Source organism: Amycolatopsis sp. NPDC104775, from assembly GCF_055583325.1.
The window spans coordinates 135,994-161,371 of the sequence record NZ_JBVJOE010000010.1 but is presented as its reverse complement, the minus strand read 5'-3'; the positions used below and the strand labels follow the sequence as shown (position 1 = coordinate 161,371).

General features: G+C 68.6%; 26 protein-coding genes. 15 read left to right on the top strand and 11 right to left on the bottom strand.

Features of this window, described 5'->3' with window-relative positions; translation table 11 throughout:
- The first annotated feature begins 187 nt into the window (after positions 1-187).
- The 5 genes from ACZ63D_RS35000 to ACZ63D_RS34980 all read left to right on the top strand — a co-directional run bounded on the left by ACZ63D_RS35000 (position 188) and on the right by ACZ63D_RS34980 (position 3,750).
- Positions 188-481 (top strand): hypothetical protein, encoded by a 294-nt coding sequence (locus tag ACZ63D_RS35000; RefSeq protein ID WP_465358613.1) that lies wholly within the window; start codon positions 188-190, stop codon positions 479-481.
- Positions 478-1,977: an alpha/beta hydrolase gene (locus ACZ63D_RS34995; protein WP_465358612.1), complete on the top strand. Its 1,500-nt coding sequence runs from the start codon at positions 478-480 to the stop codon at positions 1,975-1,977. The genes ACZ63D_RS35000 and ACZ63D_RS34995 overlap by 4 nt, the downstream gene beginning before the upstream one ends.
- 71 nt (positions 1,978-2,048) lie before the next feature.
- Positions 2,049-2,609 (top strand): hypothetical protein, encoded by a 561-nt coding sequence (locus ACZ63D_RS34990; protein WP_465358611.1) that lies wholly within the window; start codon positions 2,049-2,051, stop codon positions 2,607-2,609.
- 46 nt (positions 2,610-2,655) lie between these two features.
- A complete protein-coding gene (locus ACZ63D_RS34985; RefSeq protein ID WP_465358610.1) occupies positions 2,656-3,243 on the top strand; it encodes a TetR/AcrR family transcriptional regulator in 588 nt (195 codons plus the stop codon).
- Between the two features lie 54 nt (positions 3,244-3,297).
- The gene (locus ACZ63D_RS34980) at positions 3,298-3,750 is read left to right on the top strand and encodes a PPOX class F420-dependent oxidoreductase (RefSeq protein ID WP_465358609.1); all 453 of its coding nucleotides are present in this window, start codon (positions 3,298-3,300) and stop codon (positions 3,748-3,750) included.
- A gap of 45 nt (positions 3,751-3,795) precedes the next feature.
- On the opposite strand, the gene ACZ63D_RS34975 is transcribed toward ACZ63D_RS34980, so the two are convergent.
- Positions 3,796-4,353 carry a YceI family protein gene (locus ACZ63D_RS34975; RefSeq protein WP_465358608.1) on the bottom strand — a complete coding sequence of 186 codons (558 nt, stop codon included), beginning with the start codon at positions 4,351-4,353 and terminating at the stop codon, positions 3,796-3,798.
- 97 nt (positions 4,354-4,450) lie between these two features.
- On the opposite strand from ACZ63D_RS34975, the gene ACZ63D_RS34970 reads away from it, so the two are divergent.
- A complete protein-coding gene (locus ACZ63D_RS34970) occupies positions 4,451-4,933 on the top strand; it encodes a MarR family winged helix-turn-helix transcriptional regulator (protein WP_465358607.1) in 483 nt (160 codons plus the stop codon).
- Between the two features lie 26 nt (positions 4,934-4,959).
- On the top strand, positions 4,960-5,946 hold the full coding sequence (locus ACZ63D_RS34965) for a glutathione S-transferase family protein (protein ID WP_465358606.1): 987 nt from the start codon (positions 4,960-4,962) through the stop codon (positions 5,944-5,946).
- Here the strand turns inward: ACZ63D_RS34965 and ACZ63D_RS34960 are convergent.
- The 5 genes from ACZ63D_RS34960 to ACZ63D_RS34940 all read right to left on the bottom strand — a co-directional run bounded on the left by ACZ63D_RS34960 (position 5,943) and on the right by ACZ63D_RS34940 (position 11,132).
- Positions 5,943-6,614: an alpha/beta fold hydrolase gene (locus ACZ63D_RS34960; protein WP_465358605.1), complete on the bottom strand. Its 672-nt coding sequence runs from the start codon at positions 6,612-6,614 to the stop codon at positions 5,943-5,945. The genes ACZ63D_RS34965 and ACZ63D_RS34960 overlap by 4 nt on opposite strands.
- A gap of 126 nt (positions 6,615-6,740) precedes the next feature.
- Complete coding sequence (locus ACZ63D_RS34955; protein WP_465358604.1) at positions 6,741-7,091, bottom strand: hypothetical protein; 351 nt, start codon at positions 7,089-7,091, stop codon at positions 6,741-6,743.
- A 158-nt stretch (positions 7,092-7,249) separates the two neighbouring features.
- Positions 7,250-7,888, bottom strand: coding sequence for a helix-turn-helix domain-containing protein (locus tag ACZ63D_RS34950; RefSeq protein ID WP_465358603.1), 639 nt, complete (start codon positions 7,886-7,888; stop codon positions 7,250-7,252).
- An 80-nt stretch (positions 7,889-7,968) separates the two neighbouring features.
- Positions 7,969-10,236, bottom strand: coding sequence for a hypothetical protein (locus tag ACZ63D_RS34945; protein WP_465358602.1), 2,268 nt, complete (start codon positions 10,234-10,236; stop codon positions 7,969-7,971).
- A 50-nt stretch (positions 10,237-10,286) separates the two neighbouring features.
- On the bottom strand, positions 10,287-11,132 hold the full coding sequence (locus ACZ63D_RS34940) for a helix-turn-helix transcriptional regulator (protein ID WP_465358601.1): 846 nt from the start codon (positions 11,130-11,132) through the stop codon (positions 10,287-10,289).
- A gap of 103 nt (positions 11,133-11,235) precedes the next feature.
- On the opposite strand from ACZ63D_RS34940, the gene ACZ63D_RS34935 reads away from it, so the two are divergent.
- The gene (locus ACZ63D_RS34935; protein WP_465358600.1) at positions 11,236-12,657 is read left to right on the top strand and encodes an MFS transporter; all 1,422 of its coding nucleotides are present in this window, start codon (positions 11,236-11,238) and stop codon (positions 12,655-12,657) included.
- Here ACZ63D_RS34935 and ACZ63D_RS34930 read toward each other — a convergent pair.
- On the bottom strand, positions 12,607-15,687 hold the full coding sequence (locus ACZ63D_RS34930; RefSeq protein ID WP_465358599.1) for an AfsR/SARP family transcriptional regulator: 3,081 nt from the start codon (positions 15,685-15,687) through the stop codon (positions 12,607-12,609). The two genes, ACZ63D_RS34935 and ACZ63D_RS34930, sit on opposite strands and share 51 nt — an antisense overlap.
- Before the next feature lie 115 nt (positions 15,688-15,802).
- Between ACZ63D_RS34930 and ACZ63D_RS34925 the strand changes: the two genes are divergently transcribed.
- Positions 15,803-16,438: a TetR/AcrR family transcriptional regulator gene (locus ACZ63D_RS34925; RefSeq protein ID WP_465358598.1), complete on the top strand. Its 636-nt coding sequence runs from the start codon at positions 15,803-15,805 to the stop codon at positions 16,436-16,438.
- Position 16,439: 1 nt separating this feature from the next.
- On the top strand, positions 16,440-16,736 hold the full coding sequence (locus tag ACZ63D_RS34920) for a DUF6204 family protein (RefSeq protein ID WP_465358597.1): 297 nt from the start codon (positions 16,440-16,442) through the stop codon (positions 16,734-16,736).
- On the opposite strand, the gene kynU is transcribed toward ACZ63D_RS34920, so the two are convergent.
- Positions 16,711-18,012, bottom strand: a complete 1,302-nt coding sequence (kynU, locus tag ACZ63D_RS34915) for a kynureninase (RefSeq protein ID WP_465358596.1) — start codon at positions 18,010-18,012, stop codon at positions 16,711-16,713. The genes ACZ63D_RS34920 and kynU overlap by 26 nt on opposite strands.
- A 201-nt stretch (positions 18,013-18,213) precedes the next feature.
- Between kynU and ACZ63D_RS34910 the strand changes: the two genes are divergently transcribed.
- The gene (locus tag ACZ63D_RS34910; RefSeq protein WP_465358595.1) at positions 18,214-18,777 is read left to right on the top strand and encodes a hypothetical protein; all 564 of its coding nucleotides are present in this window, start codon (positions 18,214-18,216) and stop codon (positions 18,775-18,777) included.
- A complete protein-coding gene (locus tag ACZ63D_RS34905; RefSeq protein WP_465358594.1) occupies positions 18,774-19,769 on the top strand; it encodes a hypothetical protein in 996 nt (331 codons plus the stop codon). Before ACZ63D_RS34910 ends, ACZ63D_RS34905 begins: the two co-directional genes overlap by 4 nt.
- On the opposite strand, the gene ACZ63D_RS34900 is transcribed toward ACZ63D_RS34905, so the two are convergent.
- A complete protein-coding gene (locus tag ACZ63D_RS34900) occupies positions 19,766-20,287 on the bottom strand; it encodes a GNAT family N-acetyltransferase (protein WP_465358593.1) in 522 nt (173 codons plus the stop codon). The genes ACZ63D_RS34905 and ACZ63D_RS34900 overlap by 4 nt on opposite strands.
- Before the next feature lie 42 nt (positions 20,288-20,329).
- On the opposite strand from ACZ63D_RS34900, the gene ACZ63D_RS34895 reads away from it, so the two are divergent.
- Together ACZ63D_RS34895 and ACZ63D_RS34890 are read left to right on the top strand one after the other, a co-directional pair.
- Positions 20,330-20,887: a helix-turn-helix domain-containing protein gene (locus ACZ63D_RS34895; RefSeq protein WP_465358592.1), complete on the top strand. Its 558-nt coding sequence runs from the start codon at positions 20,330-20,332 to the stop codon at positions 20,885-20,887.
- 93 nt (positions 20,888-20,980) lie between these two features.
- Positions 20,981-22,381, top strand: a complete 1,401-nt coding sequence (locus ACZ63D_RS34890) for an MFS transporter (protein ID WP_465358591.1) — start codon at positions 20,981-20,983, stop codon at positions 22,379-22,381.
- Here ACZ63D_RS34890 and ligD read toward each other — a convergent pair.
- A complete protein-coding gene (gene ligD, locus ACZ63D_RS34885; protein WP_465358590.1) occupies positions 22,272-23,861 on the bottom strand; it encodes a non-homologous end-joining DNA ligase in 1,590 nt (529 codons plus the stop codon). The genes ACZ63D_RS34890 and ligD overlap by 110 nt on opposite strands.
- A 15-nt stretch (positions 23,862-23,876) precedes the next feature.
- Positions 23,877-24,353, bottom strand: coding sequence for a MarR family winged helix-turn-helix transcriptional regulator (locus ACZ63D_RS34880; RefSeq protein ID WP_465358589.1), 477 nt, complete (start codon positions 24,351-24,353; stop codon positions 23,877-23,879).
- An 84-nt stretch (positions 24,354-24,437) separates the two neighbouring features.
- Between ACZ63D_RS34880 and ACZ63D_RS34875 the strand changes: the two genes are divergently transcribed.
- A complete protein-coding gene (locus tag ACZ63D_RS34875) occupies positions 24,438-25,070 on the top strand; it encodes an FMN-dependent NADH-azoreductase (RefSeq protein ID WP_465358588.1) in 633 nt (210 codons plus the stop codon).
- Positions 25,071-25,378 lie beyond the last annotated feature (308 nt).

The following is a 25,378-nucleotide window of genomic DNA, read 5'->3' as shown; positions in this document are numbered from 1 at the left end:
CTGATAACTATTCAGTCACGTGACTAGCGTTCACATATGTGGACACGGTAGGCGAGGGTTTTCGCAGGTCAGGACGTTGGCGGGGGAATCGCGGCCGGAACTTTCGCGAAGGCTGAACTGTCGGGAACCGGTTGCCGCGGACGTCCGTCGTACGGGGCGTCCGATCGCCGCGGTGGGGGAGATGCGCATGGGAACGGGTTTCGAGGTCGCTCCGGCGGAGGTCGCGACCGCGGCCGGACGGGCGCGGCAGGCGGCGAGCGGGGTCAAGGCGGCCGACCTTCCCGGGGCGCTGACCGGGGTCGGGCTGTCCGGCGGCACGAGTGTGGCCGCGGCGGACCGGCTGTCCGACACCTGGGGCCGCGCCGTTCCGAAGTGGACAGCTGACACCGAGGCCTACGCGGAGAACCTTGACCAAGCCGCAGCTGGCTACCGCGGTGCCGACCAGAACGCGACCGGCGAGATCGCGGCGGCGGGCCGATGATCACCTGGGGAGACGTCCGGCGCTGGAACCCCTCTAACCTGGCCTCGGCTGTCGACGCGCTCGGCACCCGCGCTGCCCGGCTCACCGCGGCGAACGACGATGCCGACGCCATGACGAAGTTCGGCACCTGGCAAGGCGACGCGGCGGACGCGGCGACCGCCAAAGGCACCGCGCTGGCAACGGAATTGCGGCAGCTAACCACGGACGTGTCGGCGGTCCGGCGTGGAGTGCACGACGCACAGCTGGCGGTCGAGCGGATCAGCTCGGAGGTGCGCGAGGTCGATGATTTCGCTTCGCGCAACGGAATGCGGATCGACGACCGCGGCGGGGTCAGCGGAGAGCCCGAGCGGCAGGACGAGGTCGCGGACCGCGTCGGCCGGATTCTCCAGGACGCCACCGAAGTCGACGCTGATCTCACCGTGGTGCTCGGCCGCGCTGCGAGGGGCGAAAGCGGCGGGTCCGGGTTCGTCGCGCTGGCGATGGCGACCGGCAGCCAGCCGAAGCCGAACGGCACCCCGGCGGAGAATCGGGCGTGGTGGGACAGCCTGTCCGACTCCGCACAGTCTTCGATTCTGCGCGACAATCCAGACCTGATCCGCAACCTCGACGGAATCCCGGTGGTCGATCGCGACGCGGCGAACCGCGTTGTGCTGCAACAGGAAATCGACAAACGCAAAGGCGACGACGCACAGCTGCGCGGGCTCACCGCGATCCGCGACCGGCTCGCGGCCACCGGCGACGGCAAACCGCCCGCCTTCCTGATCTCGCTCGACGTCAGCGGTGACGGCACCGCAGTGGTCGCGGCCGGAAACCCGGACACCGCGGCGAACGTCGCGACGTACGTGCCCGGCACCGGCAGCGAGCTGGCCAAGATCGGCGGCGACCTCGGCCGGTCGGACAAGATGTGGCAGTCGGCGACCATGGCGGGTTCGCCGTCGACGTCGGTGATTACCTGGGTCGGCTACGACGCGCCGGATGAACTCGTGAACGCCGCCAGCGAGAAATACGCCGACGGCGGCAAGGAAGCGTTGTCGAAATTCGAGGACGGCCTGCGCGCTTCCCACGAAGGCACGCCGTCGCACAACACCGTGCTGGGCCACAGTTATGGCACGACGGTGATCGGACACGCCGCTCGCGACGGCGGGCTCAACGCCGATGACCTGATCTTCGTTGGCAGCCCCGGGGTCGGTGTCGACCACGCGAACCAGCTGCATCTCGACGGCGTGCCGCAGGACCAGGTCGCCCAGCACGTGCACTCGACGGTCGCGGAACACGACCTCATCAAGATCACCAACATCGGCGTCGGCGGCCACGATCCGCTCGGCCCGAGCCCGGCCGGCGACGGCTTCGGCGGCCAGGTCTTCGAATCGGCTCCGGGCGACAAAGGCCCGTGGTACGAGGGTGGTCTGTCCGGGGCCGCGCACAGCCAATACTGGGAGGACAACAACCCGTCGCTGCGCAGCTTCGGCCGGATCATCGCCGGACTCCCGGCGTGACGGCGCGCCGCACCGCGCTGGCCTGCCTCGCCGCCCTTCCTCTCGTAGCCTGCTCCCCAGGAGGTGCAGCCATGACCCCCACGATCACCGAAACCGAAGCCCGCGACCGGGTCGAGGACTACGTGCGCGGCGCGTTCTCCGCGCTGCCCGCGCCGGCCGGACGGGAACTGTTCTCCCGCAACCGATCCGAATGCACCGACCCGACCGACCACGGTCCGGCGGGGCGGTTCGAAATCTCCGCCACCTACGAGGTGACCGGCCTCGAACCAGATACCTTCCAGGCGCAGTTCGACGCCGTCGTGAAGTGGTGGCAGGGGCACGGCTTCACCGTGCTGACCGACCGGCGGCCCGCCGACCAGTACGTCTTCGCGCGCAACGAGCGTGACGGCTTCGACATGTCTTTGCAGGCCAACGAACTCGGCAAGCTCTACCTGGGCGCGACGTCGCCGTGCGTCTGGCCGAAGGGCGCCCCCGAAGCCGAGGCCGTCGCGGAGCCCGAGGTCACGGAAGTCCAAGAAGTCCAAGAAGCCCAGGAAGCTCCGGAGCCGGAACGCCCTCGGCCGCGTCGCGCGCCGGTGGACGACGAGGACTTCGGCCAGACGTCTTGGTCCGACGGAGGCACCGCGTTCTGATCTCGCGCGTAGAGTGGACTCGCAGGTCCAATCGAGAGGCAGGCGGATGACGCTCACGCGCAAGGGCGAGGCCACACGACAGCGGATCGTGGAGGGCACGGCCGAGGTGATCCGCGAGCGCGGCGTGCTCGCGACGACGCTGGACGACATCCGCGCGCACACCGGGACCAGCAAGAGCCAGCTGTTCCACTACTTCCCGGACGGCAAGGAAGAACTGCTGCTGGCCGTCGCGCGGTGGGAAGCGGACCGGGTGCTGGAGGTGCAGCAGCCGTCGCTCGGCACGCTGCGCACCTGGGACGATTTCCGGACCTGGCAGAAGGTGGTGCTCGGGCACTACACCGAGCAGGGGCGGCACTGTCCGCTGAACGTGGTGATGTCGCAGATCGGCCGGAACACGCCTGGTGCGCAGGCGGTGGTGACGCAGTTGATGCAGCGGTGGCTGTGCGAGCTGACCGCCGGGATCGAAAACCTGCGGGCGGCCGGGGAAATCCGGCCTGGCCTGGACCCGAAGCAGGCCGCGTCGGCGCTGCTGGCCGGGGTGCAGGGCGGGGTGCTGATGCTGCTGACGACCGGTGAGCCGCACCATCTCGAAGCCGCGCTCGAGGTGGGTATCGCCGGGTTGCGCGCCGGATAAGAAATAGGGGTCGCCGCCGGAAATTTGCCGGACCTGCGGCGAGTTGGGCCTGGCATGAGTCAAGGACCCGCGCCCCGGAAGCTGTCCGACGAAGCCCTTTCAGCCCTGCTCGGCCAGCAGCAGTTCGGCACGCTCGCGACGATCAAGCGCAGCGGCCAGCCGCATCTGACGACCATGCTGTACAGCTGGGATCCCGACGCCCGGATAGTGCGGTTTTCCACGACTGCCGACCGAAGCAAGGTCACGCACCTGCGCCGCAATCCGCGGGCGACGCTGCACGTCCAGGGCGGCGACGTCTGGTCGTTCGCCGTGGCTGAGGGGCAGGCGGAGGTTTCCGAGGCCACCGAGATTCCCGGCGACGCGATCGGACAGGAACTGCTCGCGATGATCCCGGAGGCGGCGCGGCCCGAAGACTCGGAGGCGTTCTTGAAGCAGCAGGTGGAGGAGCGGCGAGTCGTGATCCGGCTCCCGGTCGAGCGCCTCTACGGCACCGCGCTCGACGTCTGACGCCTGCCGGTGAAGGGTTTCCCGAACCCTTCACCGGCTGTTCGTTCAGGCGTTCTTGATCGCGGAGATCTCGAACTCGAGGGTGATCTTGTCCGAGACCAGCACGCCGCCGGTCTCGAGCGCGGCGTTGAAGGTGACGCCGTAGTCGCTGCGGTTGATCGAGGTCTTGCCCTCGAAGCCGACGCGGTCGTTGCCGAACGGGTCCTTCGCGGAGCCGCCGAACTCGAACGGGATGGTGACCGACTTGGTGATGCCCTTGACGGTCAGGTCGCCGGTCACGTCGAAGGTGTCCTCGCCGGTCTGCGCGATCCCGGTGGAGGTGAAGGTGATGGCCGGGAACTCGTCGACGGACAGGAAGTCGTTGTTGCGCAGGTGGCCGTCGCGGTCGGCGTTGCGGGTGTCGACGCTCTTGGTCTGGATGGTGACGTTCGCGCTCGAGTTGGCCGGGTTCTCGCCGTCCAGGGTGAACGAGCCCTCGAACTCGTTGAAGGAGCCGCGGACCTTGGTGACCATGGCGTGGCGGGCGACGAAGCCGATCCGGCTGTGCGCGGCGTCGATCGTGTAGGTGCCGGTCAGGTGGGCGTAGGTGGTCGCGCTGGTCATGTGTTCCGTTCCTTCGGGTCCTTGGTTGAGTGTTCAACTAGCACTGTAGCCCACAATAACTGATTGCGCGAGCAAGTGTCGGATATACTCCCCCTTCGTGGCCACCAGAACCCCGTTGACCAGCGAAGAAGAGGCAGTGTGGCGTCCGCTGATGCGCCTCGTCACAGTCCTGCCGAGGGCTCTCGAGGACCAGTTCGCGCACGACAACGGTGTTTCGCTGACGGATTACACCGTGCTCGTTTCGCTGGCGGAAGCACCCGAAGGCAGGCTGCGGCTGACCGATCTGGCGCAGGCCACGGCGCTGTCGCTGAGCCGGATCAGCCGGGTGGTCGAGGCGATGGTGCGCCGCGGGCTGGTGCGCAAGGTGAAGTGCCCGCAGGACCGCCGGGCCGCGCACGCGACGCTCACCGAACTGGGGCACGCGAAGCTGGCCGCCGCGTATCCGGGGCACCTTGAGCGGGTGCGCTCGTTCTTGTTCGACCACCTCTCGGCCGAGGAGGTCCGCGCCGCGGGCCCGATCCTCGCCCGGCTGGCCGCCGCGCTGGAGCCACCGGACTGTGCGGCCTGCCCGGACGACTAGACCTGACTCCCGACGAAAGGCTTCCGATGCCCGACCAGGGTGAGTTCAAACGCGACACGAACTACATCTCCGACCGCATCACCGCCGACGGCCGCGACGGCTGGCCGGTGGAGCCGGGCCGCTACCGGCTGGTGATCGCGCGCGCGTGCCCGTGGGCGAACCGCGCGTCGATCGTGCGCAGGCTGCTCGGTCTCGAAGAGGTGCTGTCGATGGGCCTGTGCGGCCCGACGCACGACGAGCGAAGCTGGACCTTCGACCTCGACCCCGGCGGCCGCGACCCGGTGCTCGGCATCGAACGCCTGCAGGAAGCGTTTTTCGCGCGGTACCCGGACTATCCGCGCGGGATCACCGTTCCGGCCATTGTGGACGTTCCAAGTGGACAGGTGGTGACCAACGACTTCAAGCAGATCACCATTGACCTCTCGCTGGAGTGGGGTGCCTACCATCGCGACGGCGCGCCCGAGCTGTATCCGGAACGGCTGCGCGACGAGATCGAGGACGTCGCGGAGAAGGTGTTCCGGGATGTGAACAACGGGGTCTACAAAGCGGGTTTCGCCACTTCGCAGGGGGCTTACGAAGAGGCGTACGGCGCGTTGTTCTCCCGGCTGGATTGGCTGTCCGAGCGGTTGGCGGGCCAGCGGTACCTGGTGGGTGACACGATCACCGAGGCGGACGTGCGGCTGTTCACGACGCTGGCCCGGTTCGACGCGGTGTACCACGGGCATTTCAAGTGCAACCGGCAGAAGCTCACGGAAATGCCGGTGCTGTGGGCGTACGCGCGGGATCTGTTCCAGACGCCCGGTTTCGGCGACACCATCGATTTCGGGCAGATCAAGGAGCATTACTACGTGGTGCACCGCAACGTGAACCCGACCGGGATCGTGCCGTCGGGCCCGGTGCTGAGCGGATGGCTGACGCCGCACGGGCGGGAGGAACTGGGCGGACGTCCGTTCGGGGACGGGACGCCGCCCGGTCCGCCGCCGGCGGGGGAGCGAGTTCCTTCGCTGGACTAAGCCGCTCCGGCGTCGAGAAGGATCCGCAGCAGTTCGTCCGGGGCGTCGCGCATCAGGTCGTGCTTGCTTTCCAGTCCGTGGACAGTCCACTGTGGATCGTCGAGCAGCCGCCGGTAAGTCGGCTCGAACGGCGAGCCGCCGTCCCAGATCTGGGCGTACACGTAGTCCCGGCGGCGGAACCGGCTCAAGTCGGACTCCAGCCGGATCGACTGCAGCAGCGACGCCAGCGGGTGCGCTGAGGCGCGCGGGTCGAAGAACGGCAGCGGCGGCACGGCGTATCCGGTCTCGCCGACGCTGAGGTACCACTCGCGCTGCCGGTCGTCGGTGAGCGTCCAGCAGGAGTCGCCGTTTTCCGGGACGAAAGCGTCGAGGTACACCAGCGAGTCGACCAGTTCCGGCACCCGGTCGGCGGCACCGGTGATGACCATCCCGCCGTAGCTGTGGCCGACCAGCACGGCGGGTTCGACCTGCTCGGCCTGCATCGCGCGCACGAGGTCCTCGATATGGGTGTCGAGGTTGACCCCGGAGTGCAGAAGGTGCTGCCGTTCGCTGAGGCCGGTGAGCGTCAGCGGGAGCACGCGGTGGCCGCGGTCGCGCAGCTGGCTGGTGAGCCGGTCGAAGCACCAGCCGCCGTGGCAGGCTCCGGGGACGAGGACGTAGGTGGTCATGGACGCAACGCTAGAAGGAGTGCGGCTAGAAGTCCAAGAGCTGGTTGTTCCGTGCGTCAGAAGTGATGGTTATGACGAGGTTGTCCCGCCTGCCGCAGACAGGCGGGACAACCTCCGGGATTGCGGTCAGGAGGGACACTTAGTCCCCACGCCGCCGGTCACTCCGCCCTTCAGGTAGTAGGCGGCCACGTAGCCCTGTTTGTAGCTGTCGCCCAGTTGGCGGACCCAGATGTCGTTGCCCTCGATGTTCTCGCCGTGGGTCCAGCAGTAGGCGTCGTAGCCGTTGTTGGCGGTCCCGTAGTCGACCTGCGAGCTGTGAGTGGTCGGCAACTGGCGGACCCGCGCGTTGTGCCATGGCGTGACGCGATAGGGGGCCAGCACGTGCGTGGCGGGCGCGGCGGCGAGCGCTGGGCCGACCGTCGCTCCGACGGCCGCGAACGTCAGCGCGGCTACGGTCAGCGTCTTCGAGATTCTCATGGTGTTCCTCCCTGGTGATGGCTTTCCCCGGTCGCCACGGGTGGTGGCTGATCGAGAACAGCACCGGGGCCGGGAGCGTGGCCAGATCGGCGGGTGTCCGGCCGTGTCCTGATCTGCGCGGGACACGCTGAGCTGGGCTTTGCTCGTTGGAGCGGCGGTCAGCTGTGCTTGTAGGAGCGGACGGAAGTCGAGCGTTCCGTACCGCCGAGGTGGTTGAGCACGGTGTGCCAGCCCGTGCAGTCCGGGGAGGGAAAGCCGAGCTGTCGTTCTTTGCTGCTGTTCATTTCCGAGCGCGCCTCGAACGGCAGCGGGGTGCAGTGGTTCTCGCTGGCCCAGACCGGGTCGAGCGTGACCTTTTGCCCGGCGAAGTCCGGTTCGCTCCAGAAGCACACGAAACCGGGCGCGCATTCGCCGATGGTCACGGACGGACGATTGAGCACCCAGAACGTCACCGTCGCGGCGGCCAGCAGCACTGCGGCGGCGAGGGCTCCGACCGCGGCGAACTGCCATTGGCGTCGTCGCCCGGCCGGTTCCGGGGACACCGGAACGGACTCGCACAGCTGCTTGCGAACCGCATCGAGTTCGTCGAACAGGTCGTCCCGGCCGCATCCGTGCAGGTAGCAGCGCAGTTGAGCGGCGGTCGGGACCTGGCCGTTCTCGAGATAGGACACGCGTTGCCTGGTCAGTGCGTCCGAGCCGATCGCCGATCGGCGGGAGAGCGCGTGCTGGGTCAGCGGACCGCGCAGTTCCCGCAGGCGTTCGCCGAAGTTTTTCGCGTCCGCGCCGCGCTCCGTCATGCTCGCCCCTCGCCAAGCCGTCCGGACTGCGGATGAGCGTAGCGATCTGGCCGCGGGGATCGTCGCGGCGAACTCGGTGATCAGCCGATCCGGGGACTCCGGATCGGGATGCCCGTAGCGGCGCGGAAGTCGTGCAACACGGCCCAGGCCAGGTGCGGATCCAGGGCGAGCCGCCGCCGGGCGATGGCCAGTTCGTGCAGATCCGGGGTGAGCTGGGCCTGGGTGAGCGCGTCGGTGAACACGTCCAGCACGGTGGCGCAGAAGAGGACGTACGCGCAGCTGTGCAGGCGCAGCCGGTTGACCGGGTCGGCGAGGTCGGGGGTCGAGCCTTCGTGCAGTTCGGCGGCGAGTTCGGCGAGTTCCCCCGCTTCTCGGGCGTCGGCGATGCGGAGCAGTTTCGGCCACAGTTCGATCAGCTCCGGCGTCTGCGGGAGCCTGCGGGCGTGGGCGGTGAAGCCGCTCGCTTTGGCGGTCAGGTCGGCGCGGACCAGGATGCCGGTGACGGTCGACAGCGACGGCTCGTAGTGTTCGATCGTCACGTCCACCATGTCGATCGTGGTGCGGCGCAAATCGCGCGGCAGTCCGCCGGAGAGGCAGTGGCCCAGGTAGCAGAACTGCTCCGAGACGCCGGGCAGCCGTTGCGCGATCCACAGCCTGCTTTCGTCCAGCGTGAACGATTCCAGGCGGACCATCTCGGAAAACGCGCTGTCGAAGGCGTCCCGCATGGCCAGGCCGCGTTGTTCGAAGGTGAGCACCGCGTCGTCGGATACCGCCACGAAGTACAGGCAGCCGGGCACGTCGAAGATGCCCTTGATGTCGTTCACCATCTGCTGGGCCTTGTCCTGCTCGCCGATCTTGTCGAGTTCGTCGATGGCGACGACGATCCGGTCGGTGATTCCTTCCGCGCGAAACGATTCGGCGCTCAACTGGGCGAACGCGCGGAATTCGTCGACCACCTCCGGGTGGGTCAGCTGCTGCTTGGCCCGTTGCGTGGTGCGGGTACGGCCCAGTTCTCCGCCTGCCGGGACGGCGAGTTTGCCCGACCAGCCGGTGGTGTAGGTCAGCAGGTACTTGGTCTGGAACAACTGCTCGGATGCTTCGCGCTCCAGCGCGCGCAGTCCGGCGGACGATTTCCGCCGCAGGAAGATCAGCAGCGCCTTGACTGCCGACACGAGGAGTTTCCCTGCCCAGCGGAGGGCGAGTACCGCGGCTACGGCCAGTGCGATCCGGTTGCGCACCGGCTGCTCTGTCCACAATGGACCGAGTAGGTGCGGGAACCGCACCTCGGTGACGGTGTGCCAGAGTTCGACGGGGAAGCGCAGGAATTCCCCATCCCACAGGGTGCCACCGATCGCCCAGCCGAGAGCGGCCGAGAGGATGAGGTCGGCCGCTCCGTGCCACAACCGGCGGACCCACCCGTGCCAGCCGATCTTCGGTCCCAGCGTCTGCTCGATCCGGTCGAGGACGGCTTGGCACAGGAGTTTGTACAAGTGCAGCACGAAATCCCGGGCGTCATAGGTGGCTGGTGCGGAGGCGACCACGACCAGCGGCGCGGGGTTTTCGGCGCCGTGCAGCAGTCCCAGCTGCATGGAGCGGATCGCGATGGTCTTGCCGGACCCGCGTTGCCCGCCGAGCGCGACCGAGCCGAAACCCGCGCGTTCGAGGACGCGCCGGATCCGTTTCGCCGCGGCGGTGGGCACGATTCTCGCAGCGTCCTCTTCGCCGAGGTGGCCTGGCTGCTCGAAAACCAGGGTGGTGCCGAAATACAGCCGCCGGTGCGCGGAAATGACATCGCGGACTTCGGGCAGCACGATCTCGCGCGCGGCGAACGAGCGGCGCGGTCCGAGGCCGAATTGCTCCTCGTGGAACTGCATCGCCTCCGGGTTGGCCCACTCGCGCAACGCGGCGACTTTGCGCACCGCGAGCACACCGGTGGCGAACAGGACGCACGGCATCATCATTCCGGCGAAGATCCGGAAGAACAGCGGGAGCTGGCTCCACGCCGCGCTCATCAGGTTGAGGTAGCCGAACCCGAGCAGCACCGCGACGAGCAGCCAGGCCACCTCGCCCGGCGACACCGGCCGGTTTCGCGGACGGAATCCGCGGTCGCCTTCGGCCATGACCTGGTCTTGCAGCGTGCGGATTTTCGCGAGCAGGGTCTCGTTCGCGAACAATTCCGCACGCACGACTTCGGCACGCAGCGATTCCTTGGCGAGCAGCCGGATGACTTCGGGCGAACCGAGCGTTTCGTCGATCAGGGAGGCCAGCGCGGCTTGGGCGGTCCACGAGTCGAAATCCTCGAGGTCTTCCTCGTCGATCGAATGCGGGTCGCTCCGTTCGCCGGTCACCGGCGGATGATGCCATATGAATGGTGCGGGCAGGGCGGTTCCGGGGACCGTTAGCGCGAAGGGACGCCAAGCAGCCGCAGCGCGTCACGGGAAGCGGAATCGCGTGGGGTGTAGGCCTCGAGCCGATGGTCGGGACTGTCGGGCTGGAGCCAGACCTGGTAGTCGACCTCGACGTGGCCCAGCGTGGGGTGGCGCAGGCGCATCGGCCCGCTCGTGCAGTCCGCGACCTCGCCGGCAGCCCAGAGCGCGGCGAATTCCGGGCTGCCCATGGCGAGTTCGCCGATCAGTTCGGCGAGGCGGGCGTCGGCCGGATGCCGCCCGGAGGTCAGGCGCAGGTACCCGATGTGGATGCGGGCGAGGTCGGACCAGTTGCGGTAGAGGTCGCGGTGCAGCGGGTCGAGGAAAAACATCCGCGGGATCGACGGCCGGGTTTCGGGGGAGTCCGGGGCGGTGTAGTCGAGGTGTTCGGCGAGCAGGAGGTGGCCGCTGCGGTTCCACCCGAGCACGTCGCCGCGGCGGCCGAGGACGATCGCGGGGACGCTGTCGCTCAGCGCGTGCAGCAGTGTCGCGACGCGCGGGTCCAGCGTTTCCGGCGCGGGGCGCACCAGCCGGGAGGCGGCGGGGCGCTTGGCGAGATTGTGCAGGTGGCTGGTCTCGGCGTCGTCGAGGCCGAGCACCCGCGCGAGCGCGTCGAGCACCTGCGGTGACGCGGTGCCGGACTGATCTTGTTCCAGCCGCGTGTAGTAGCCGGCGCTGACGCCCGCGAGCTGGGCGAGTTCCTCCCGTCGCAGTCCGGGAACCCGGCGGAGCGTGCCGTACGTCCGCAGTCCGGCAGTCTCCGGCGGCACGCGGTCGCGGCGCGTTTTGAGGAATACGCCGAGGGTTTCGGTCTGCACGAGTCCGATGATAAGCAGTTCCGCGCGAGGGGTGCCTGCACCTGCCAGGGGTACTCATCGCTGGTGCTGGCCGAGGCGGGCCGGGAGTCCTGAGGATCGGGGCATGACGGAAACTCGCCGCGCCTGGCTGGGGCTGCTCGTGGTGCTCGGACCGGTTCTGCTGGTCTCGATGGACGGTTCGATCCTGTTCCTGACCATGCCGACCATCACCCGCGCGCTGTCCCCGACGCCGGATCAAGCCCTGTGGATTCTGGACAGCTACGGCTTCGCGGTCGGCTCGCTGCTCATCGCGTTCGGCAGCCTCGGTGACCGGTACGGACGGCGCAAACTGCTGATGCTCGGTGCCGCGGTTTTCGGGGCGGGCTCGGCCGGGGCCGCGTTCGCGACCGGACCAGAATGGCTGATCGGCTGTCGAGTGCTGATGGGGCTTGGCGGTGCGACACTGCTGCCGTCCGGGCTCGCGGTGCTCAGCGAATTGTTTCCGGAGCCGAGACGACGGGCCAAGGCGATCGGGATCTTCGCGGCGACCTTCGCCGCTGGTTTCGCGATCGGGCCGATCCTTGGCGGGTTGTTGCTGAGCCGGTTCGGCTGGGGCTCGGTGTTTCTGGTCAACCTGCCGGTGGTGGCGGTTTTCCTTGCTGCCGCGCCGTTTGTGCTCCGGGAGGTCACGACGACCCGGCCGGGCAAGGTCGATTCGCTCAGCATTGTCTTGTCCGCGGGCGGTTTGCTGCTGGCGGTTTACGCGGTCAAGAATCTCGCCGCTTACGGTCCGTCGTGGCCGGTGGCGAGCGCCGGGCTGGTCGGCGCAGCGGTCCTTGCGTGGTTTGTGGTGCGGCAGCGAGGGTTGGAGTATCCGCTTCTCGACGTGACTTTGTTCCGCGAGAAGGTCTTCACCGTCGCGGTGATCACCGGTGTGCTGTCGCTGTTCGCATGGTCGGCGGCGGCGTATCTGACCGGGGTCTACCTGCAATCGGTGCTGGGAATGTCCGTGCTCGCGGCCGCGCTGCTCGCACTTCCGGGCGCTGCCGCGCTCACGGCGGTCTGCGTCCTCACCCCAGCGTTCTCGCTCAAGATCGGGAGCCGGGCGGCGTTGGTGACGTGCCATTTCGCGATGGCGCTCGGGTTGGCGTTGCTGCTGGCGACCACTGCCACCGGCGGGGTCGGCTGGTTCATCGCCTCGACGGTGGTGGCCGGGGTCGGTTACGGGATCTCGTTCTCGCTCGTCGCGGACACCGCGGTCGGCGCGGTCCCGGCTGATCGGGCGGGCTCGGCGGGAGCGATCGCGGAGACGTCCAACGAGATCGGCAACGCGCTGGGGATAGCGCTGCTCGGTTCGGTCGCGGCGTTCGTTGTCCGGTCGCAGGGATCGGCGAAGGAGGCGCACGTGACCGGGCTGCATGTCGCGATGGGCCTCGCGGCAGTGCTCTGTGCCGGGCTGGGAATGCTCGCGCTGCGGTGGCTTCCGCGGGATTCGTCAGCTCAGGACGTCGTAAGCGAGGGCGACCGGATCGTCGACTGTGCCTGACGGCTGGGTCTGCACGGCGGCTGCGGCGGCGGTCGCGTCGGGCAGGGCCAGGTGCGGGCCGCCGCGGAGGCGATCCGCGGCGGCCAAGAGGTCGGCGGCGGCGATCGGACGGCCGACGCGCAGGGCGTGGTCGGCGATGCCCACGAGAACGATCGACAGATACAGCACCTCGCCGGATTCCGTGGCCAAGGCGAGTGCTTCGCGGCGGCGGTCCCGGGCTGAGGGCAGGTCGCCGGTCTGGGCGTCGAGGTAGGCGTGCGAATGCTGGATCATCGCGCGGAACAACGGATGCGGATCGGCCGCGCTCAGCAACGTTTCGGCATGGTTCAGTTCTCGGCGGGCTTCCGCCAGCTCACCGCGCCAGCGGGCCAGATCCGCTTTCGTCTGGGCCAGAAAAGCGAGCGAATCGGAGAACGGCACACTCCGCGCGTCGCGTTCAGCGGAGGCCACCGCGGCCGCGGCGGCTGCCTTGTCGCCGAGTTGCCAGAACAGGTGCGCCTGCCGGCCCCGGGCGAAGAGAACGTCTTCGGCCGCGCCGAGTTCCGACACCACCTCGATCGATTCCTCGTAGCACGAAACAGCTTCCTCCAGTTCGCCGCGCCGGCTGACGACTTCGGCGAGGCTGTTCAGCGCCAGGGACAGTCCCCACCGTTCGCCGCTCAGCCGGAACAGCCGGACGGCCTCGCGGATGTCGGCCTCCTGCGCGGCCGGGTCGTGCCAGAAGTTCAGCTGCCACCGGGCCCGGTGCAGCCGGGCGTGCGCGCGCAGCCAAGGATCCTCATCGGACAGCAATTCGTCCAAAGTGGATTCCAGTGCGTCGCGGTCTCCGGTTTGCGTGAACACCGGGAGGATGGACCGCAACAAGGAATTCTTGCTGTCGCGGCTGAGTTCGAGGGCCTTGCGACCTAGACTGTCGGCGGAGGTTTCGGAGGTCATCCCGATAGTCAGCAGCAACGCGGCCATCGCGTACCCCATCGCGCGCAGTTCGGCGTCCACCTCGCCGGGCAGCGCCAACGCCGCTTCGAGCAGTTCTTGCGCTTCGATTTTGTGCCCGGTCAGCATCCAGAACCACGCGCACGAGGTCACCAGCCGCAACGAGGTCGTGGCTTCGCCCGCGGCGATGGCACCGCGTACCGCGGAGATCAGGTTGCCGTGCTCGGCGGCGAATCGTGCCAGCCATTCGATCTGCTCGGCGCGGCGCAGGTATTTGTCGCCGGTTTCGGCGAAGCGAGCGAACCATTCGGCGTGCGCTCGACGCAGTTCCTCGCGTTCGCCGGCCGCAGCGAGCTGTTCCTGCCCGTACGCCTTGATCGTTTCGAGCATTCGGTAGCGCGGCTCGGCGTCTCCCGAAACCGTCAGCAGCGATTTGTCGACTAGCGCGCTGAGCTGCTCGGCTGTACCGCCGCAGACCGCCTCCGCGGCTTCCGCGGTCGCGCCGCCGGAGAACACCGACAACCGGCGCAGCAGGCGCCGTTCGTCCGGTTCCAGCAGGTCCCAGCTCCAGTCGACTACCGCGCGCAGCGTGCGATGGCGCGGCAGCGCGGTCCGGCTGCCCGCGGTGAGCAGGCGGAACCGGTCGTCGAGCCGTGCGGCCAGCTGTGCCACGGTCAGCGACCGCAGCCGAGCCGCGGCGAGCTCGACCGCGAGCGGCATTCCGTCGAGCGCCCGGCAGATGCGCACCACGTCGTCCACAGTGGACTCATCGACGGTGAATCCCGGCCGCACCGCGGCGGCGCGGTCGGCCAGCAGCCGTACCGACGCACACGACATCGCTTCGACAGACGTCGCGCCTTCTGCGGGCAGCGTCAGCGGTTCGACCGGCCAGAGTGCCTCGCCGGTCACTGCCAGCGGTTCCCGGCTGGTCGCGAGCACGCGCAGCCGCGGGCATTGGCCGAGCAAGTATTCGGCCAGTTCCGCCGCGGCTTCGATGACGTGCTCGCAGTTGTCGAGCACCAGCACCACGTCGCGGTCGCGCAGCGCTCTCGCCGTCCGTTCACGCGGAGTGCCGCTGGTGAGCGATCCGCGGTACCTCTGTTCGCGTAGGCCCAACGCGTCGTGCACGGCCTGCGGGACGTCCGCGCCGTCGTTGACCGGCGCCAGCTCGGCGAACCACACGCTGCTGCGTTCAGTCAGCAGATGCCGTCCGGTTTCCGTTGCCAGCCGGGTTTTCCCGGCTCCGCCGGGTCCGGTGAGCGTGGTGAGCCGGTACTCGCCAACCAGTTCGGCCACGCGCGCGACCTCGTCGGTCCGGCCGACGAAGCTGGTCAGCTCGGCTCGCAGGTTCGTGCGCGCGGCACCCTGGTCGGCCACCGCCTGGGTGCCGGACCCTGCCTCCCGAAGGATTTTGGTGTGCGCGGCGGACAATTCAGGGGCCGGATCCGCGCCGAGCTCGTCCGCCAGCGCCCTCCGGACCCGCGCGAACACCTGCAGAGCCTCGGCCGGTCTTCCAGCGGCTTGCAGCGAGAGCATCAACGCCGCGGCGAGTCGTTCCCGCAGCGGATGTTCGGCCAGCACTTTCGACAGCTCTTGCGCGAGATCCGCGCCGTGGCCGAGGCGGAGCGCGGCTTCGGCGTACTCCTCGATGGCGGACAGGCGCAGCTCGTTCAACCGCGCGATGTGGCCCTGGAAGAACTGGGCGTCGGCGACCTCGTCGAGCGCCGGGCCGCGCCACAGATTGAGCGCCTCGCGCAGCAGCACGACACGGTTCTCGTCGGGTGCCGTCCGGGCCGCGGCGACCAGTTCCTCGAACCGGGCCGCGTCCACGGTCGCCTCGGGCAGCCGGTAGCCCGACGGGGTCGAGTCGAGCCGCGTGCCGACCCGGCGAAGCCGCGAGACGAGCGCCTGCAACGCATTGGCCGTGGCCGGCGGACGCGTTCCCCAGACAGCGTCAACCAGCTGCCCGGAAGGGACGACGCGGCCAGGCTCCAGCGCGAGGGCGCTCAGCAGCGTCCGCAATCGGGCACCGGCGATCTCGACCGCGGCGCCGTCGTCGTTCCGGACCTCCAGCGGGCCCAGCAAGCCGATCCGCACCGGTCGATCATGCCGCGTTTCCGGCCGTGCCGTCTTCGGGGATCTCCCGGATATCCAGGAGGTTCGGAGAAAAATGGAGTCGACACCAAGTTTGGAGTCTGCTTCACTCTCCGGTGTGGGACTTCGAGAGCGGAAGAAGCAGGAGACGGTGCGGCGCATCGCGGAAACCGCGCTGCGGATGTTCGTCGAGCGTGGATTCGAGGCGGTGACGATCGCCGAGGTGGCCGAGGCCGCTGACGTCGCGGTCAATACCGTCTACAACCACTTCCGCGTCAAGGAAGACCTGGTGCTGCCGCCGTCGGAAGCCTCGGCGCGACGGCTGGCGGAGATCGTGCAGGCGCGGAGCTCGGGAGTCTCGGCGGCACGCGCGGTGCTGGATCATCTCCGCGGTGAAATCCGGCAGCGCTCGCGGACGATCGGGCTCAGCCCGGGGTTTGGCCGGGTGCTGCCGATGATGCTGGCCGCGCCCACCCTCGCCGCGCGGCTGCGGGATCTCGGCGAGCAGATGGTCGCCGAACTCGCCGACCTGCTGACCGCGGAAACCGGTGCCGCACCGGGGGATCTAGTGCCCGGGCTGGTGGCCGCGCAGATCGGGTGGGTGCACAGCCTGCTGTACGGCGAGATCGGCAAACGCACCGTCGCCGGCGAGCGGCCGGACGACATCGCGGAGGCGGCGCTGACGCTCCTCGACGCGGTGGAAGGCCTGCTCAGCGAGCAAGTACTGACTTATGCGACCCGGAAGGACACCTGACATGGAAGCGTTCCGCGTACTCATCCGCGGCAAGTTCGACCCGCTTGACGAAGGCGCCCGCGCCGCCCTGGAGGCCAAGACCGATGTCGCCTTCACCGAGGAAGGCACCTTCACGCATGACGTCAACGCGACGGCCTTCACCTTCCGCTGTCAGGTCCCAGCCGGCCCGGACGACGACGAACGCACGGCCAAGGACGGCGCGACTGCTGCCCTGGCCGCGCACGGCTTGCCGTACCGGGACCTGAACTTCGCGGTCACCGACTTGCGTGCGATCAAGATCCGGCGGAAGAACCGCTGAAGACCTCCGCCAGCGCGGTCGCCGCCCGCCAGCAATCGTGGAAGGTGGAGTACATCGGCACTGGCGCGAGGCGGATGACGTCGGGACGGCGGGCGTCCGCGATGACACCGTGCCGGGTCCGCAGTGCGCTGCTGACGGCGTCGGCGTCCAAACCGTGCAGCCGGACGGAAAGCTGCGCGCCTCGGCGGTCCGGCTCGCGCGGCGTGAGCACCTCCATCGGGTGCCCGGGACAGACCTTGTCGAGCAGCGTTTCGAGGTAGCCGGTCAGCCGGATGCTCTTGGCGCGCAAGGCATCCATGCCCACCGCGTCGAACATCTCCAGTGCGGCTCGCACCGGGGCCATGGCGAGGATCGGCGGGTTCGACAGCTGCCACGAGTCGGCGGTGTCGACCGGGGTCACGGTCGGCTGCATGCGGAACCGCACGTCCGGGTCGGTGCTCCACCAGCCGGCGAGCTTCGGCAGCGAACGGTCCGCGAGATGCCGCTCGTGCACGAACGCGCCAGCGATCGCACCTGGTCCGCTGTTGAGGTACTTGTAGGTGCACCACGCGGCCCAGTCGACACCCCACTCGTGCAGTCGCAGCGGCACATTGCCCGCCGCGTGCGCGAGATCCCAGCCCACGATCGCCCCGGCGGCGTGACCGGCGCGAGTGATCGCTGGGAGGTCGAGCAGTTCCCCGCTGTAGTAGTTGACGCCGCCGAGCAGGACGAGCGCGACCCGGTGCCCGTGCTCGGCGAGCCAGCTGGTGACGTCCTCGCTGCGCAACGTCGATTCGCCGGGACGCGGCGAAAGCCGGATGACGGCCTCGTCCGGGTCGTAGCCGTGGAAAGCGACTTGGCTGCGGACCGCGTAGCTGTCGGACGGGAAGGCGGAATCTTCGATGACGATCGCATGCCGCTCCGCAGTCGGCCGATAGAAGCTGACCATCATCAGGTGCAGGTTGACCGTCAGCGAGTTCATCATCACGACTTCGGCCGGGCGCGCGCCGACGAGCCGGGCGGCCGGATCGCGTAGCTGCTCGTGGTAGGAGATCCACGGGCGCGCCGCTTCGACGTGACCCTCGACGCCCAACCGTGCCCAGTCGGCGAGCTCCGCGTCCAGTGCGGCGCGGGTCGAGATCGGCTGCAGGCCGAGGGAGTTCCCGGCGAAGTAAGCCGTTTCGGCGTAGCCGCCGCCGGTCGCGGGCGGGATGTGGAACTGCGCTCGCAACGTAGGCAACGGGTCCTGTGCGTCGAGCTCGTGGGCAGCCGCCTCGTCGAGGGCCACAGTCGGCATGGGAGCTCCCCAAAGTCGGAAACGCGGGCTTCTCATCGTTCTTGCCGGACGGCATGCCCGTCCAATGCCTGATTCGCTCGCTGCCATGCCTGCTCGGCTATCCCGGAGTTCAGCAGAGAGGGTGTGACTCTGACCGGCCCGCTGCGAGAAGAAGTCGCGTCGCTCCCTTGCTTCGGCGGACTTCGTACCTACAGTGGCCAGGTGACTACGCCCGCAGAGGACCAGCGCGACCACGTGATGGCGCGCGCGTCCGCGCTCCGTCGCGAGCTTCGCGCGGGTCTGGCGCAGCTGCCGGACCAGGCGGACGACGATCGCACCCAGCTGCTCGACGTCTTGGTAGAGCGGGCGGAGGCGCTGCTGCACACCGAGAAAGAGGTCGACGCCGCGGTCGAGCAGGTGCGGCTCGCCCGGCTGGAAGCGAAGCGCGGGAAGGTGCAGCGGACGACGCTGTACCTGGCGGTCGCGCCGGTCGCGGTCGGGATGGTGGGCGGCGCGATGATGCTGTTCGGCGCGCTCAACGCGGTCTGGCTGCTGCTCGCGTTGCCGCTGCTGGGCGCCGGACTGCGGATTGCGTTCGGGCCGCTCGGGCCGACCCCGCTGATGGTCAGCCGACGCCAGCGCGCTGCTTACAGCGGAGCGCTGGCCGCGATCCTCACCACGGTCGCGCTCGTCGGCGCCGGGCCGACGGCGCAAACGATCGTGGTCATCCTGGCCGCGCTCACCACGGTGGCGACCGTGGCGTTTCTGGTGCAGGAGGCGCGGTGACCTACTCCGAGTACTACCGCGACACCGAGTACTACCCGGCCGAGGAAGGCCCGGAGGTCGAACGCGACCCGGAACTTCTCGCCCTCACCGACACCGTCGGCGGCATGCAAGAGACCGTCGAGGATCTGGAAAACCGCACCGTCCGCGAACTTTCCGAACTGCGCGAGACGGTCGAGTCGTTCACCGAAACGCACTCCCGGCACGAAACCCGGCTGGACCACACCGCCCGGCAGCTCGAACGGCTCCGGCAGCGGTTGCTGGTGCTCGAACGCGCGGTGCGGGTGTCGGAGAAGGTCCCGGTGGTCGACCTGGACGACGTCGGCCCGCGGCTGCGGCTGCTCGCCGCGGAGGCGGAACGGCGGCACAGCCTCGCCGCGCAGCTGCTCACGCCGAGCCAGCGCCGTCCGTACGAAGAGGACCTCGCGCGGTTGCCGCAGGCGCGGGAAGCGTTGGCGCAAAGCGAAGAAGCGTTGATCGCGGTTTTGGAGGTGCTGGCGAAAGCCGAACGAGGCACGCCGGAACGCGACGACGCGGAGTCACGACTGTCCGAAGTGGTCGCTCGGCGCCGCGGCGTGCTGGATCGTCAGCTTCCTGCCGCGCAGCAGGATGCCGAAGCGGCGCAACAGGTTCTGGCCGCGGACGAGGTGACGCGCACCCGGGTACTCCCGCAGATCGAGAAGTGCGAGCGGGACTGGGAAGAGCTGCATTCCCGGCTGCGCGAGCGAATCACCGAGGCGATCGGGTCGAGCGCGTTGCTGCCGGTGTGGTTCACGCACGCGTTCGGGGTCGCGCCGCCGTCCGGTGCGGCGGGGGACAAGTGGATCCGCGCGGCGACCTCGGCGCTGGCTTACCGGGTGACACACGGCGTGGTCGATCCGGCGCTGCCGCTAGGGGAGCCGCCGCCGTCGGACACCGACTGGACGGAACCGAAGTGGTCCTGGCGGGCCCGGCTGGAGCACGACATCGAGGAACTCGACCTCGGCGTGGATTAACGCGGTTCTTCCGGCTCGGCGTCCGAGGCGGGGACGAGTTCGCGCTGCATCCACGTGACGTCGCGCCAGGCACCGTGCTTCCAGCCGATCCGCCGCCAGGTCCCGATCAGTTCGAACCCCATTGCCTTATGCAATCCGACGCTGGGTTCGTTCGGCTGGGTCATCCCGGCGACCGCCATCCGGAAGCCGCGTTCGGCGAGGCGGGCGAAAAGGGCTTCGTATAAGGCTTTTCCGCCGCCAGCGCGTCGCCGGTCCTGCGCCAGGTACACGCTCACCTCGCACGACCAGCGATAAGCCGCGCGCTCCTTATACGGGCTGCCGTAGGCGTATCCGACGACCTCGCCGTCGATTTCCAGCACCAGCCACGCGTGCGACTTCGTCGCCTTCGCGATCCGGGCGGCCATTTCCGTCGGCGTCGGTGGTTCGGTTTCGAAGCTGATCGTGGTGTCCTGGACGTACGGCGCGTAGATCGTCGCGCACGCCTCGGCGTCCCGTTCTTCGGCAGCTCGGATCAACATGTTCACGATAGTAGACACGATCCGCTGCTATAGTCGACCACTGTGACCGATCCCCTCTCCGCTTCGCTCGCCGCCGCGGTGCGCGAAGCCCGGCAGGACCGTGCGTTGTCCGCCGGTGTGCTCGCCGAACGCTCTGGAGTTTCCCGTGCCATGATCGGGAAAATCGAGCGCGGCGAGGCGCAGCCGACGGCCGTGCTGCTGAGCAGGCTCGCCACCGCGCTCGGGCTCACGCTGTCTGAACTCATCGCCCGCGCGGAGGGCGACGATCGCCGCCTCGCCCGGCGCGAGGATCAGCCGAGCTGGCAGGACCCGGTCACCGGCTACGTGCGCCGCGCCGTCTCGCCGCCCGGGCACGGGGCCACTGAACTGGTCGAAATCGATCTTCCGCCCGGTGCGAAAGCCGGTTTCCCGGCCAGTTCCTACGCCTTCGCCGATCACCAGGTCTGGGTGCTGTCCGGCCAATTGCGGTTCCACGAAGGCGACGTGGTGCACGAACTCGCCGAGGGCGACTGCCTTCAGCTGGGCCGTCCGGCCGACTGTGCGTACGAGAACCCCGGCACGCAGCCGTGCCGCTATCTCGTGGTGCTCACCAAACGCTGAATGTGACTCAGTTCACGCCCGGTTTGTCTGATTACCGGGGTCTCCCGCCTGGACATGATGCGACCGCACAACCGCATCCGGGAGGAGAAGCGAGTGAGTTCGTGGCGCGAATTGGGAGCGCATTTCAGTACGGCGGCCGTGCTGGCCGGCGGCGTGCTGGTCGGCGCGGTCAACATCTATGTAGCAGCAAGCCTTTTGCCGACCGCCGTCGCCGACATCGGCGGGGAACGGCTCTACGCGTGGAACATGACGGCGTTCCTGGTGGCACAGGTGGTCGCGACAATGTTCGTCAGCCGAGCGTTGGCCCGGCTCGGCAACGCGGCGGCGTACTACCTCGGATTCGGCGTTTTCGCGGCGGGCTCGGTGGTGTGTGCGGTGAGCCCGGCGATGCCGGTGCTGCTCGTCGGACGCGGGGTGCAGGGGTTGGGCGCCGGGTTGCTGACCGGGCTCGGGTTCGCGGTGATTCATTCGGCGCTGCCGCAACACCTGTGGGCGCGGGGGAGCGCGCTGATCTCGGCGATGTTCGGGGTCGGCAACCTCGTCGGCCCGGCACTGGGCGGGTTGTTCGCGCAATTCGGTTCGTGGCGGGTGGCTTTCGTCGTGCTGGCGGCCGCGGCGGTCGTGATCGCGGCGCTGGTGCCGCGGGCGCTTCCGCGCAGCGAGCGAAGTGGTGAGACGTCGCCGGTGCCGACCTTCGCGCTTGTGGCCGTCGTGGGCGCGGTCGGAGCGGTGAGCGTCGCTGGCATCTTGACTAGTGTCGGCGCGATGGCCGCGTTCATCATGCTCGGATTTGCTTGCGTCGCAGCATTTCTGCTGGTCGAAAAGCGCGCTGCGGTACGGGTTCTGCCTGCTGAGACTTATGCGCCGCGTTCGTCGCTGCGGTGGATCTACCTGACCATCATGTGCCTTGCGGCCGGGGTTTCGGTCGAGTCGTTCCTGCCCTTGTTCGGCCAGCATCTCGGTGGATTACCGCCTGCCGCGGCGGGTTTCTTCTCCGCCGCGCTGTCTTTCGGCTGGTCCGCCGGGCAGATCGTCGGCTCGTCGGCTCGCCGGGTCCGCCTGCTCTGTCTCGCCGGACCGACCCTGCTGGCCGTCTCGTTTCTCGTGCTTGCCTTGCTGCAGCGGGAAAACGCCTCGATGCTGGCGTGGCTGGTCGTGCTTCTCGCCGGTGGCACCGGGATCGGCATCGCCATGCCGCACCTGTCGGTCGCCGCGATGGCCAGCGGTCAGCAAGCCGCGGCCGCGATCGCAACCGTGCTGACGATGTCGACCGCGTTCGGCGCCTCGATCGCCGGCCTGCTGGTGAACTTGGGCGCGCCGTCGATGGCGACGTCCGCGCGCTACCTGCTGAGCGGCTTCGCCATCGTGGCCGCGGCCGGGATTTTCACGACAGCCGCGGCAGGCGTTGGTGCACGTCGAGCAGCTGAGCGAACGGATCTCCCGCCTTCGCCACGCGATCGAGCACCGTCCGGATCGTCCACCGATCCGGAGTGAGGCCGGGGTCGTCGAGTTCGTCCCACTCCAGCGGGACGGACACCGGCGCCCCCGGCTTCGGCCGCACGCTGTAGGGCGCGACGAGGGTTTTGTTCAGCACGTTCTGCGTGTAGTCGAGCCGCGCCAGCCCGCCGCGGCGATCCTTGTGCCACGCCCAGCTCACCAGGTCCGGCACGATCTTGCCGATCGACTTCGACACGGTTTCCGCCCATGCCCGGGTCTCGGCGTAGGTGTAGCGCGGCTCGATCGGCACCCAGATCTGAATGCCGCGCTGCCCGGTCGTTTTCGGCCGCCCGACGAGCCCGAAGTGGTCGAGTGCGGTGCGATGCAGCCGGGCGAGCGCGACCACGTCGTCGAAGGATGTCTCGGATCCGGGGTCGATGTCGAACAGCAGCCAGGTCGGATGCTCGACATCGGACGTGCGCGACGTCCAGGCGTGCAGTTCCAGCGCGGCGAAATTGGCCAGCCAGGCCAGGTCCGCGACTCCCGACGGCACGAGATACCGCTGCACGTCGCCGGGGTCGGCTGCCTCGTAATGCCAGCGGTGCAGCCACTCCGGCGCGTGGTCGGGGACTTCCTTGTGCCAGAAACCGGGTTTGCCGACGCCGCCGGGGAACCGGTGGGTGTTGAGCGCGCGTCCGGCGAGGTAGGGGAGCATCGTCGGTGCGATCCGGGCGTAGTACTCGATCAGTTCCCGTTTGGTGATCGGCGCTTCGCCGTCACGGCCGGGAATCAGGGTCTTGTCGAGATTGGTGACCTTCAACTGCCGCCCGGCGACCGTCCACATGCCTTGCTTGCCAAGCTCGTGCAGCGCTGTGAACTCGTCTTCCGACGCAGACTCGAACACCGCGTGCAACGGAACTTCCGCCTCGTTCGCGGGCAGGTCGCCGCGCCACAACGCCGGGGGAGCGGCCGCGATCTCGTCGTTGGTGAGCCCGCTTTTCACCGACTTCGGATGATCCTCGGCGTCCCAGCCCGGGCTGGCGTAGTCGTCCTGCTTGTGCAGCAGAAACCACTGCTTCCCGTCGTCGTCCTTCTTCGGATGGATCAGCACGAAGCGCCCGGCGAGCTTCTCGCCGTACAGATCGAAATGCAGGTTCCCGTCCGCGAGCGCCTGCTCCGGATCGTCGGTGTCGACCGGCTCCCAGCGCCCGCGATCCCACACGATCACATCGCCGCCGCCGTACTCGCCGCGCGGGATGACCCCCTCGAAATCGGCGTACTCCAGCGGATGATCCTCGACGTGCACGGCCATCCGCCGCGCCTTCGGATCGAGCGTCGGCCCCTTCGGCACCGCCCAGCTGACCAGCACGCCACCCAGCTCAAGCCGGAAGTCGTAGTGCTTCCGCCGCGCCCGATGCCGCTGCACGACAAAGCGGTAGCCAGGCTCTTTCGGAGCGTCCGCACCAGACGGTTCGGCGGTCTTCGCGAAGTTCCGCATCGCGCGGTACTTGGCCAGCCGCTCGGCGGCGCCGTCCATTCGCTGCCCCTCCCGTCAGCAGGTCGGAGGCTCCTCCGTGCAGGAGCTGCTGTCGACCGTTCCGGAAGCCGCCTGCAACAGCAAGTTGTAGAGCTGCTCGCGCTGGTCCGGATCAAGCGCCGCGAAGACCTCGTCCTCGACGGCCGCGAGCGCCGCCTCCGCCCGAGCCAACTCCTTCGCCCCCCGCTCAGTCAGCTCGACGACATGCCGCCTGCGGTCCTCCGGTGAGCGGCGCCGCTCGATCAGCTGGTCGGCCTCGAGGTCGTTGAGCAGCCCGACGACGTTGGTGCTGTCCATCTCGAGGATCTGTGCGAGCGACTGCTGAGTGCTGGACCCGCGGGTCTGCAGGACGGTCAGCGCGATCAAATGCCGAGGCCGCAGCCCAAATGGCGCGAGCACACTCTCCGCACGCAGCCGGATGCGGCGCGCGAAGTGCTCGAGCAACGCACCAGACCTGCGCGGAGCCTGGGCGACGAGCGGCAGCGGAGCCATGTGTCCAGTCTACGAGACAGCCAGGGTAGCTGCCGTGCTATAAATGATTTGTCCTACACAAACTATCTACGGAAGGTCATCGACATGGCACACCTGCTGCACCTCGACTCCAGCATCAACGGCGACCGCTCGGTGAGCCGCAAACTCAGCGCGAAGGCCGCCCAGGCCTGGCTAACCACCCACCCCAACGGGACGGTGACCTACCGAGACCTGGGCGCGAACCCCATACCGCACCTGGATCCCCTGGCCTGGGAAGCCCGAATCACCCCCGCCGAACAGCACACCGAGGCCCACCGGGAAGCCACCCGAATCGGCGAAGAACTGGTCGCCGAGGTCCTGGCTGCGGACACCGTCCTGCTGGGCCTGCCTCTTTACAACTACGGCGCACCCAGCTCGGTGAAAGCCTGGGTAGACCGCCTGATCGCCTCCGCCGGCGACGACCCCTCGGTACTGGGAGGCCGAGAACTCCTGGTCCTGGCCAGCCGCGGCGGAGGCTACGGAGAAGGCACCCCCCGGCACGGCTGGGACCACGCAGAAGGCTGGCTCCCGCACGGCCTCTCCCTGACCGGCCTGGAACCCCGCTTCATCACCGCGGAATTCACCATGGCGGAGCTCAACCCAGCCCTCTCCGAATTCCGCCCGCACGCCAAAGAAAGCCTCGCCGCAGCAGAACGAGAAATCGAGACCCTGTGGACCCCCGCAAGCGCCATCCGCTGACGCTCCCCGAACGCCGTGAACGCTCCTTGAGGGAATCCGTGTCCCTCAAGGAGCCTTCGCTGCCTTCGGACAGATGGGTTTTCCGTGAGGGCCACCTTCACAGACGCAGATTCCCTCAGGGTTCCCCTAAGAACCCGCCCCCCGCGCTAGCCCCATCCCTAAAACCGCCGCCACCCCGCCCAAGCCCACCCAGGCAGCCACTCCCCGCCCTGCACCCCGATACGAAGCCTTCCCTGCGGTTCGGGGGTGGGTGGTGAGGACGGTTTCTCACCCTTTCACCCCCCCCCGGAACACGCGGCACCCTCGGG